General features: G+C 40.0%; 9 protein-coding genes and 1 other RNA gene. 2 read left to right on the top strand and 8 right to left on the bottom strand.

Features of this window, described 5'->3' with window-relative positions:
- Positions 1–240 precede the first annotated feature (240 nt).
- From AC29Z1_RS09000 to AC29Z1_RS08990, 3 genes are all read right to left on the bottom strand, one after another.
- Positions 241–942, bottom strand: a complete 702-nt coding sequence (locus tag AC29Z1_RS09000; RefSeq protein WP_488271124.1) for a 2-phosphosulfolactate phosphatase — start codon at positions 940–942, stop codon at positions 241–243.
- 102 nt (positions 943–1,044) lie between these two features.
- Positions 1,045–1,716: an NAD(P)/FAD-dependent oxidoreductase gene (locus AC29Z1_RS08995; RefSeq protein ID WP_488271123.1), complete on the bottom strand. Its 672-nt coding sequence runs from the start codon at positions 1,714–1,716 to the stop codon at positions 1,045–1,047.
- 187 nt (positions 1,717–1,903) lie between these two features.
- Complete coding sequence (locus AC29Z1_RS08990) at positions 1,904–2,413, bottom strand: ferritin family protein (RefSeq protein ID WP_488271122.1); 510 nt, start codon at positions 2,411–2,413, stop codon at positions 1,904–1,906.
- A 149-nt stretch (positions 2,414–2,562) separates the two neighbouring features.
- On the opposite strand from AC29Z1_RS08990, the gene tpx reads away from it, so the two are divergent.
- Complete coding sequence (tpx, locus tag AC29Z1_RS08985; protein ID WP_488271121.1) at positions 2,563–3,123, top strand: thiol peroxidase; 561 nt, start codon at positions 2,563–2,565, stop codon at positions 3,121–3,123.
- Between the two features lie 75 nt (positions 3,124–3,198).
- On the opposite strand, the gene AC29Z1_RS08980 is transcribed toward tpx, so the two are convergent.
- A complete protein-coding gene (locus AC29Z1_RS08980; RefSeq protein ID WP_488271120.1) occupies positions 3,199–5,106 on the bottom strand; it encodes a type I glutamate--ammonia ligase in 1,908 nt (635 codons plus the stop codon).
- A 218-nt stretch (positions 5,107–5,324) separates the two neighbouring features.
- The gene (locus AC29Z1_RS08975; protein ID WP_488271119.1) at positions 5,325–5,996 is read right to left on the bottom strand and encodes a TMEM165/GDT1 family protein; all 672 of its coding nucleotides are present in this window, start codon (positions 5,994–5,996) and stop codon (positions 5,325–5,327) included.
- Positions 5,997–6,158: 162 nt separating this feature from the next.
- Here AC29Z1_RS08975 and AC29Z1_RS08970 point away from each other — a divergent pair, with 162 nt between their 5' ends.
- Positions 6,159–6,719, top strand: a complete 561-nt coding sequence (locus tag AC29Z1_RS08970) for a nitroreductase family protein (protein ID WP_488271118.1) — start codon at positions 6,159–6,161, stop codon at positions 6,717–6,719.
- Positions 6,720–6,789: 70 nt separating this feature from the next.
- Here AC29Z1_RS08970 and rnpB read toward each other — a convergent pair.
- The 3 genes from rnpB to AC29Z1_RS08955 form a co-directional block, all read right to left on the bottom strand.
- An RNA gene (rnpB, locus tag AC29Z1_RS08965) (RNase P RNA component class A) lies at positions 6,790–7,143 on the bottom strand.
- A gap of 96 nt (positions 7,144–7,239) precedes the next feature.
- Entirely contained in the window at positions 7,240–8,358 is a 1,119-nt protein-coding gene (locus tag AC29Z1_RS08960) for a Nif3-like dinuclear metal center hexameric protein (protein ID WP_488271117.1), read from the bottom strand.
- Positions 8,349–9,038, bottom strand: a complete 690-nt coding sequence (locus AC29Z1_RS08955) for a tRNA (adenine(22)-N(1))-methyltransferase (RefSeq protein WP_488271116.1) — start codon at positions 9,036–9,038, stop codon at positions 8,349–8,351. Before AC29Z1_RS08955 ends, AC29Z1_RS08960 begins: the two co-directional genes overlap by 10 nt.
- Between the last annotated feature and the right edge of the window lie 248 nt (positions 9,039–9,286).

The raw sequence follows: 9,286 nt of genomic DNA, 5'->3' as shown, positions 1-9,286 counted from the left end.
TAGTCACTTCAGTCAATAAGTCTCCCAGAGAAGCAGCTTCTGCTTTGGGCATAGCCAAAGAAAATATGGGCATAGCAAAAACCATTACTATGATAGCGGCTAGCTTTTTGTTCACAATATTACTCCTTCCCTCTTTCTAGTTTGGTTCGTAACATATCTTATCATAAAGTTTACATAAAAAATAGAGGAAAATCAAAGAAAAAGCCTGATTGCATTTACAATCAGGCTTTTTCTTTGATTTTACGCAGTTATAGCACCATTATTATATACCGGAACAACGTTTAGCGTATCAGGTTGTAGACATAACGCAACATCTTTCGCAAATCCAATACGGCTCAAATAACTAGCATGTGACGATGCTTCCACTCTTTGCAGTAAATTTGGGGCAAAATCACGGTACATGGCTTGCGCAGCCAGTGCGGTGTCACTGAGTTTAGCAACATGGCTAAGTCGGTCAGCAAGCAGACCGCCGCACAAAGTATCCTCCAAGGAAAATTTCCCCTCTGATCCGGCACATACTATTACAACATCTTCTTGATTTTGCAGCAAGGTACTTGTGATGGAAGCTGCATTCACAAAAGCCATTGCATATACTTTCTGAGCTGCACTTGCTTTCGTTAATGCTACCGTTCCGTTGGTAGTTGTCATAACAATTGTTTTACCAGCTACTTGTTCGCGTGTGTATTCAAAAGGAGAATTGCCTAAGTTAAAACCTGGAATAAGTAAACCTTCGCGCTCACCGGCCAGCAGTATATCAGAATTATTTGCTTTGATCGTGGTAGCCTCTTCTACTGTTTTAACAGGGATTATTGCTTTACAGCCATTGGCACAAGCAGTAGCAATACTTGTGGTTGCTCTAAGTACATCAATAACCACTGCAGTATATTTACTATATGTTACAGCGTCAAAATCGTTAGGAGTAAAACAAATATCAACTTTCAAGCTATTTACCTCGCTTCAGATAAAATATAATGAATACATATTATAGCGCGACGAAGAACTAGGAGCTGCAAAACCGGAAGCATTTGGGGCATCGTCCACTTTTTAGCCTAAAATTCCTTGTTTTACATTGTCTAAGCCTAAACGGTCGATCATCATACCAATACGCTCATGCTTACGCGCATTTGCTTTGTAATAAGCAATGATTTTATCGATAATTGCTAAAACTTCTTCCTGCGGTACTTGCTCAATTAATAAATCAGCTACTCTAGCTCTGGCACCAGCACAACCGCCAATTACAATTCTCCAGCCTTTGGGGGTGCCGACAAGCCCGATATCTTTTACCCAGCTTTCAGCACAGGAATTAGTACAGCCGCTAACCCCAAATTTCAGTTTGCCGGGCAATTCCATACCGTGATATAGTTTGTCAATTTCAAGACCTAAGGTTAAACCATCTTGCTGGGCGCGTTTACAGAAATGAGTAGCTGGACAAATTTTTACACTCCGAACGCACAGCCCAACAGCCGCCCCTTTATCCATTCCTAATTCTTCCCACACGGCATCAATTTTATCTTCAGGAATGCCAACAATAGCAATGCGTTGCGCAGAAGTCAATTTCAGTGCTTTTGCTCCATATTTTTCTGCAACATCGGCAATTTTCCTCAAGACGTTAACATCAAGGATGACACCGCCGGGAATATGAGGAGCAATCGCATAGGTTTCTCTGTCACGTTGAACAATAGCACCTTTTTCTAGTAAATCTGTCTTTTGTTCCATAATATACAACCTCCCATAATGTAATAACAATATGTAGTGGAATATTATTATAAATTACATACATAATAAGAAAATCCTTCTAAAATTAAGGATTTTTAAAAAATAAAAAAGATAGAATTTATCCTTCATTACATGAAAAAAATATAGCATCCTATAGATGCTATATTTTTTTGTTAGTCGATTACAGTTATGCCCAGGCATTCAACATTTCACGCAATTTTACTACATGAGTTTGTTCTTCCGCTTTTAATTGATTAAATATATTTCTGGCTGCTTCAAATTTAGCACATTTAGCTAATGCGTCATAAAACAAAATAGAATCTTTCTCATCTTGCAAAGCGGCTTTCAAAATATCAGCAATTGTATTCAGTTCAGGCAACGTTTGTTCCTTATCTTTAGGGAATATATGGGGTTCGGCTAGTGCTGTTAAGTATTTTGAAGTTTCCTGATCAAAGAGATAATCGCTAGCAGCCGCATCTTTGTTTTCCTTAAGTTCATTGTATAGATTAGTAAATTTTTCATGATGATAAATTTCTTCATTCATAAGAAACAGGAACAGGTCTTTATGTTCTTGCTTTTGGGCTTGATCATATGCTTTTTTGTAAAAGTCGCGGCCACGTGCTTCCATGTCAATAGCAATTCTCAATCCTTCCAGGTCACTGAACAAATTCCCCATATCACAGGCGTTTTTTTGCATGTGTAATGTCCTCCCTAAATTCATGATATATGTTTATATTCCATCTTTTTAGCCAAAATCCTTTTTTCTCCTGTTATTTTTTACTAAATACTGTGAATAAACTATAGAATATTGATACTAGATTGTTATATACTGGCCTTATCCTCAGTGTGAAAGCGGTTATTGGCAGTAATTATTTTGTTATATTGGTGTATACTATGGACAAACGTAAAGAAGTAGTCAGATTTGGCGGTAATCCAGTAACACTACTAGGCAAAGAAGTTAGAGTTGGTGATAAAGCACCTGATTTCACTGTGCTAACCTCTGATTTAAAGCCATTTTCCTTACATGATACTAAAGGACAAGTACGGGTAATCAGCTCAGTACCTTCGATTGATACCCCTGTTTGTGATATGCAAACTCGCTGGTTTAATCAGGATGCTGGCAATATCAACGGCCTGGTGGTATTGTCAATAAGTGTAGATTTGCCCTTTGCCTTAAAACGCTACTGCGCGGCCAAGGAAATTAATAATGTAAAAACTTTGTCAGATCATAAAGAATTAGATTTTGGTCTTAAATATGGTTTTGTTATCGAAGAATTGCGGTTACTCAGCCGGGGTGCCGTGGTTGTTGACCAGAATGATATTATTCGGTATGTAGAATATGTTCCTGCCATTGAAAACCAACCCAATTATGAGAAAATCATGGAAATTGTAAAACAATATTTATAATCAGAGCAAAAAAGTCAAAATAAAAATCCCAGTGATTAGTCACTGGGATTTTTGCTTCAAGCAAACCATAATCCATTAGCAATGAATCATATTCTTCTTATATTCACGATACAGTAGTTTTAATTCATTAACTTTCTCTGCCATCTCAATTTGCAGAGCTGATGCCGTATCATAATCGCCTGACTGAATCGCATCTTTAATACGAGTAAATATACTCTTTTTCGATAAGTAGTCTTTCGCAAGCTCAATTCTAAGAGCATTAATTTTTTCCCAGTTGGTCAGGTCAAGATCGCTGGCAGAATCAGCAGTATGCAAAGGTACTGACTCTTTTACAACCTCTAGATTTTCCGGAATAATGCGATTAAGCAGCTCCGTTTTCCAGCGAACTAATGCACCAGCCACAAAGGCTTTAATAAGTTCGGGCCGGAATGCTCCGCCAGCGGTAAGAACTTTAACCTTCTCTGGATATTTTTCAATGTTTTGCATGTTTTCCCAAACGGTAGCAGGCGGTTTGCCAAACAAGCGATCACGTTCTTCTGCGGTATAATCGTCAAATACGTCATGTTCGCTGCGATATGCCCGGTCTGTTTCCAGATAGAATCCAGGTTGACCAGCATCTTTGGAAAGCTCGGCATCAAGTTCTTCCAGTGTTTTGCCTGCATGTACAACCGCTTTAATGCCATCAAGCATACTTAGATATATTGCAGCTATTGCAATATAGGTATTGGTAAACGGATTCGGTGAACGAACTTCAAATCTGGTAGCCAACGGATTATTAACATCACGTACCAGACCAGCCAAGATGGTTCTGTTACGGGAAGGTATAGCAGGAGTATGACCTAAAGAAGTTACGATACATACAGGAGCTTCAAAACCAGGTTTTAAACGATTAAGTGAATCATTGGTCGAGGAAATGAACGGATTGACGACTTCGTAATTTTTTAACAGCCCCATGATTGCACCATAGCCAACAGCGCTTAAGAAATAATTTTTCATATCAGAAGGCGAGAACAGGTTAACGATTTCTCCTGTCTTAAGTTTTGCCGCAATACCGACATGGGTATGCTCACCATTACCAGCAACACCAATTATCGGTTTGGCTTTAAACGTTACTTCCAGACCATTTGCCCGGAATGCTTCTTTTACAATGATTCTGGCTTGCAGTTCATTATCAGCGCACTGTAGAGCATTAGAGAATTTCCAGTCAATTTCTAGCTGCTCCATAACATGGTTTAAATGACCGGATTCATCAATCTGCGCTTTAACTCCACCAACTTCTTTATGCCCCATTTCCGGCTCAAGACCATACTTGGCCATCATTAATACGGCTTGTTCTAGTGCTGTACGGACATTACCACGTGTTCTTTGCCAGTATTGCTCCTGTAAAACCTGAGAAGCTGACAGTTCTTCAACATCAGCTTTATTGGCCGGAGTTTTTACCCAGAACTCTAGTTCAGTTGCTGCTGTAAAAATAATATCTTCGATATCAGCACAATTGATATGCTCTAAGCCGGCAATTTTACCATTTTGTTTTAAAAGAGAGATAATTTCAGTTTTAATATATTCCAAACTTTGTGCTAATATGGAGCGGGAGTCAACTCTGAGTCCATTATGTACCAAAAATGCTGGAATGCGAAGTGTACCAACAGGCTTACCAGTTTCAGCATCAATATGTTCGTAATTATAGTCTACAAACCAGTTAACGCTGGGATCGGCTACCATATCCACTTTTGCATTGTTTAATGTTGCAATACTGGTAAGAACAACAGACGACCCATCTGTTTGAACTGCACTGCCATTGAAAAAGTTATCTATATCTTTCATGAATAAGCCGATAGGAATTTTTTCATCAGTATCATTACCTGCTAAATCAATACCCACTAGTGAAGCAAACTTGATTTCCGGGTGGTTAGCTAACAGGCTCAACAGTTCCTCCTTACCATATTTACCAGCGGGAATTACATACAATAAATCTTTAATCATTTCCTTCACCTCATAATTTAGAATATTTACCTCATAGGTTTTCTCAATAGGCTCTTGTCAATGCAGGAAAAAAAACAAACTCCTCCACTTTTGCAGGTGTGAAGGAGTCGTCATTGACTCAGCCATATTTAAATCAGTCATATAAATTATGTTTTTATTATAGCAAAAAAAAACTTTTTGTCTAGATACTAAAAATATTTTTTTCTATTTTTTATTCATTATTCTTGGCCATGTGGCTGTTTTTCCCTTTGACTCATTCTGACCACCAGCAGCATTGCCAATACGATTGCGACTAAACCACCCACCATAACTGGTATTGTTAGTATATGGCGTGGCAAATATTCATATAGGCCAGCTACACCAAAGAAAATAAAAATAATGGCTGCAACCCATTTTACTACTCTGTCGGGAATCTTCTTGCCTAAAACTACACCGATAACAATGCCAATAGCATTGGCAATCATCATACCTGTAGTGGTCCCTAACCAAACAGGTATCATTTCATCGGCAAATTGGGCTGCTAATGCAACGGTAGCTAATTGAGTTTTGTCTCCCATTTCGGCAATAAAAAAGGCAATGGTGACTGTCCAGAATGGGCTTCGGTTTGTTTCTTTATCTTCACCATTAAGCTCATCTCCCCGAATTGTCCACAAACCAAAGATAATAAATGCTGCCGCAGCAGCAATCTGAACATACTGCAAAGGTATGAAAAGTGTTAAGTAACTGCCAACAACTACAGCAAATAGATGATTAAGAAGGGTAGCTACAAAGACACCAGCCAATACAATCGGCCACGGATAGCGAGTGGCAAATGCCATGCCTAGCAATTGTGTTTTGTCTCCCATTTCAGCAAGTACAACAAAGGTAAGGGCTGTAATAAATGCTGTCAAAAAGATTCCTCCTTAAGAATGTAACTTCTACTAGTATGACCCAAAAACAATAAGTATTCAACCCCCAAACTAACAGTAAATTAGTTTTTTCCCCAAAAACTTTACATCTGTCTATGATTCGATTAAGATATTGCTATAATTTATAGAAAAGGATGTGGTTACATGGAGTTATGGGAAGCCATTACTACTCGTCGCTCAATACGAAATTATACTAACGAAAGAGTTGACAAAGCAACCATTGAAAAACTACTTAATGCTGCCATACTGGCCCCTAGCGCTATGAATTCCCAGCCTTGGGCTTTTGCTGTAATTCAAAATGCTTCACTGCTTAAAGAATATTCTGACCGCACTAAACAGCTTCTCCTTGGAGCATTGGATACCATGCCGTTGCTAAACAAATATAAATCTGCGTTTGAAAATCCTAACTTTAATATTTTTTATAATGCCCAGACACTAGTAATTATTTTTGCTAAGCCTGGATCGCCAAATAGTACCGTGGATTGCTGTTTAGCGGCACAAAATTTTATTCTTGCTGCTCACAGCCAAAACCTTGGTACCTGCTGGATCGGCTTTGCCCAGCCATTTTTCAATTTACCCGAAATCAAACAAGAACTCGGCATTCCAGAAGAATATGAAGCAGTAGCCCCAATTATTGTAGGTTATCCAGAGGTCAAACCGCCGGCAGTACCTAGAAAACCTCTAGAAATTATATTTTGGAAATAAGACTTGAACTGTGCCCTGGCTTCATAAAAAATCCCGCAACTTTTTCAAAAGGTTGCGGGGCTTTGCTTTTTCTCTGAGTAGTCAATAAGCCGAGTTCTGTTCCGCGTTAGCGGTGACGATCATTTATCTAGGCCGCCAGTTGCCTGACGGCTCAAGCGACACAACCCGGAAGGCTCAGCGGGCAGCTTCATCCCTTCCCTATTTGGTCTTGCTCCAGGTGGGGTTTACCTAGCCAGTTAGTCACCTAACTGCTGGTGCGCTCTTACCGCACCGTTCCATCCTTACCTAACCTACGTTAGGCGGTCTACATTTCTGTGGCACTATCCCTGAGGTCGCCCTCGCTGGACGTTATCCAGCACCCTGCCCTATGGAGCTCGGACTTTCCTCGAATGTCTAACACATCCGCGATCATCTTTCGTACTCAGAAGCAATTTAAAATTTTATAGGTAAATAATTATATCACTTATAGCCGAGTGAGTCAACCACCCATACGCATGCATAATGTAAGCAGAGCGATTAATCAATATACTCTAAATACGTCCTTATGCATGTTATTAGCCACAACTTGTAAGTTCCAGGAATGATCATTGGCATACTGAGTTAAATACTTTGACAGACTGTCTACCACCGGTTGTTCGGTAGCAAAATGGCCGGCATCAATAACGCTTATCCCTTCAGCAATTGCCTGCTGTGCATCATGATATTTTACATCCCCAGTTACTAGAACATCTGCGCCTGCTTTGCTTGCAGCCTTAATCATGCTTGCTCCACTGCCGCCGCATATTGCTACGGTATTAATGACAGCATTAGCTGGTCCAGCCACTTTAATAGTTTGAATGTGTAAGGCATCCTTTACTGTTTTTATAAATTCTTCGAGAGAAGTAGATTCTTTTAGGCGGCCAATACGCCCTAAACCATAGCAACGACCGCTATTTTTTAGTACATATTCATCAAAAGCGACTTCTTCATACGGATGAGCCGCTAGCATGCGTGCAATTACCTGAGAACATTTCGATGCTGGTACAATGGTCTCCAAGCGATATTCTTCAACAAACTCTAATTTACCCTGCTGACCAATGTAGGGATTGGTTTCAGCCAGTGGTAAAAATGTCCCAACCCCCTGAGTCTGAAAGGTACAATGGCTGTAATTTCCGATATGCCCAGCACCAGCTTCCGTCATGGCCATTCGTACCTCTTCAACATGAGATGCAGGTACAAAAACTACTAGCTTGTGCAATGACTCTTGATATACTGTTGTCAGCGGCTTAACATCCTGGAGGTTAAATGTACTGGCTAACACATCATTCACTCCCCCAGGAGCACTATCTAGGTTAGTATGAGCAGCATATACGGCGATCTCATGCTTTATTAAAGTAGACAGCATGCTTCCTAATGGCATATCAGATCGAATATGCGAAATTTCTTTAAATAGTAAAGGATGGTGGGTAACAATCAGATTAGCCCCAACTGCTATTGCTTTATTAATAACTTCGCTATCAATATCCAGTGTTACAAAAATTTTATGTATGGGCTGTTCAAGACTACCGACCTGAAGTCCGATATTATCCCAACTTTCGGCCAAATACGTAGGTGCTAATTGTTCAAGTACGGCTATAATATCGCGACACTTTACAGACATACAAACTTATCCTCCAAATCTTTCAGTTTTTTACTAAACTCCTTATATTTAGGGGAATTAACGGCCTCCGTACTGCTGGCCATAGCCGCAAGCACGCCCCGTAAATGAACAATTAAATCTTCGATATGCCGTTTCAATAAGGGGTGCCTTGTTTGCCAAAGCAGCGGACCAATTTCGTATAATACTGGTTCCACATGCTGGCTTACGCCTGGTTCAGCAGCAATAACCTGATATAATCGCCCATCTTCTTCCACCAATTGTTCATCAACAATGTGCCATTGATTCGTGTATAACCAGGTACGAACCAGTGCAGCGGCAATCATGGGTTGTAAAATAAGCCTTTTTATACTATTTACCACTTCCGGCCGTGATGACAAAATATCAATAATAGTTGCCCCACCCATGCCGGCAATTACAACGACATCCGCTTCTCCAGGGGTAATGACCTCAAGCCCATTACCCTGCCGAACCGAAATATACTCTGCTAATTGAAGGGATTCCACCGCATGTTTTGCCGAAAGGTAAGGACCATAATGAACATCTCCGGCAATAGCGCGCGGTATAATATGATTGGTAACAAGATATATAGGCAAATACGCATGATCTGTACCAATATCGGCCATAGTTACTCCGGCAGGAACCATGTCTGCGATACATTTTAATCGTTCACCTAATTTCATTTTTCCTCCTGTCGGTATTCCCCTGTTAGTATTTCTCATAAATAATATAAAATCCTTTTACTGATGCATAAACCCTATTTAGCTCACGTCTAGCCTTAACGCAAGTTAACGTCGATATTCACACACTTGTTTTTGGCTATTTATGTCTTTGGTTTGGATAAACAAAAAACCTGCGATGATCTTCGCAGGTTCTGCTTGGTGGGCGATGACAGGATCGAACTGCCGACATCCTGCTTGTAAGGCAGGCG

It is taken from the genome of Sporomusa sp. (assembly GCF_057736855.1).
The sequence above is the reverse complement of the archived record's forward strand: the minus strand, read 5'-3'. Positions and strand labels throughout refer to the sequence as shown.

Coding starts and splice junctions, on each gene's coding strand:
- AC29Z1_RS08995 (WP_488271123.1), bottom strand. CDS start 1,716: ATGGAACAAAAGACAGATTTACTAGAAAAAGGTGCTATTGTTCAACGT.
- AC29Z1_RS08990 (WP_488271122.1), bottom strand. CDS start 2,413: ATGCAAAAAAACGCCTGTGATATGGGGAATTTGTTCAGTGACCTGGAA.
- AC29Z1_RS08980 (WP_488271120.1), bottom strand. CDS start 5,106: ATGATTAAAGATTTATTGTATGTAATTCCCGCTGGTAAATATGGTAAG.
- AC29Z1_RS08970 (WP_488271118.1), top strand. CDS start 6,159: ATGGAGTTATGGGAAGCCATTACTACTCGTCGCTCAATACGAAATTAT.
- AC29Z1_RS08960 (WP_488271117.1), bottom strand. CDS start 8,358: ATGTCTGTAAAGTGTCGCGATATTATAGCCGTACTTGAACAATTAGCA.
- AC29Z1_RS08955 (WP_488271116.1), bottom strand. CDS start 9,038: ATGAAATTAGGTGAACGATTAAAATGTATCGCAGACATGGTTCCTGCC.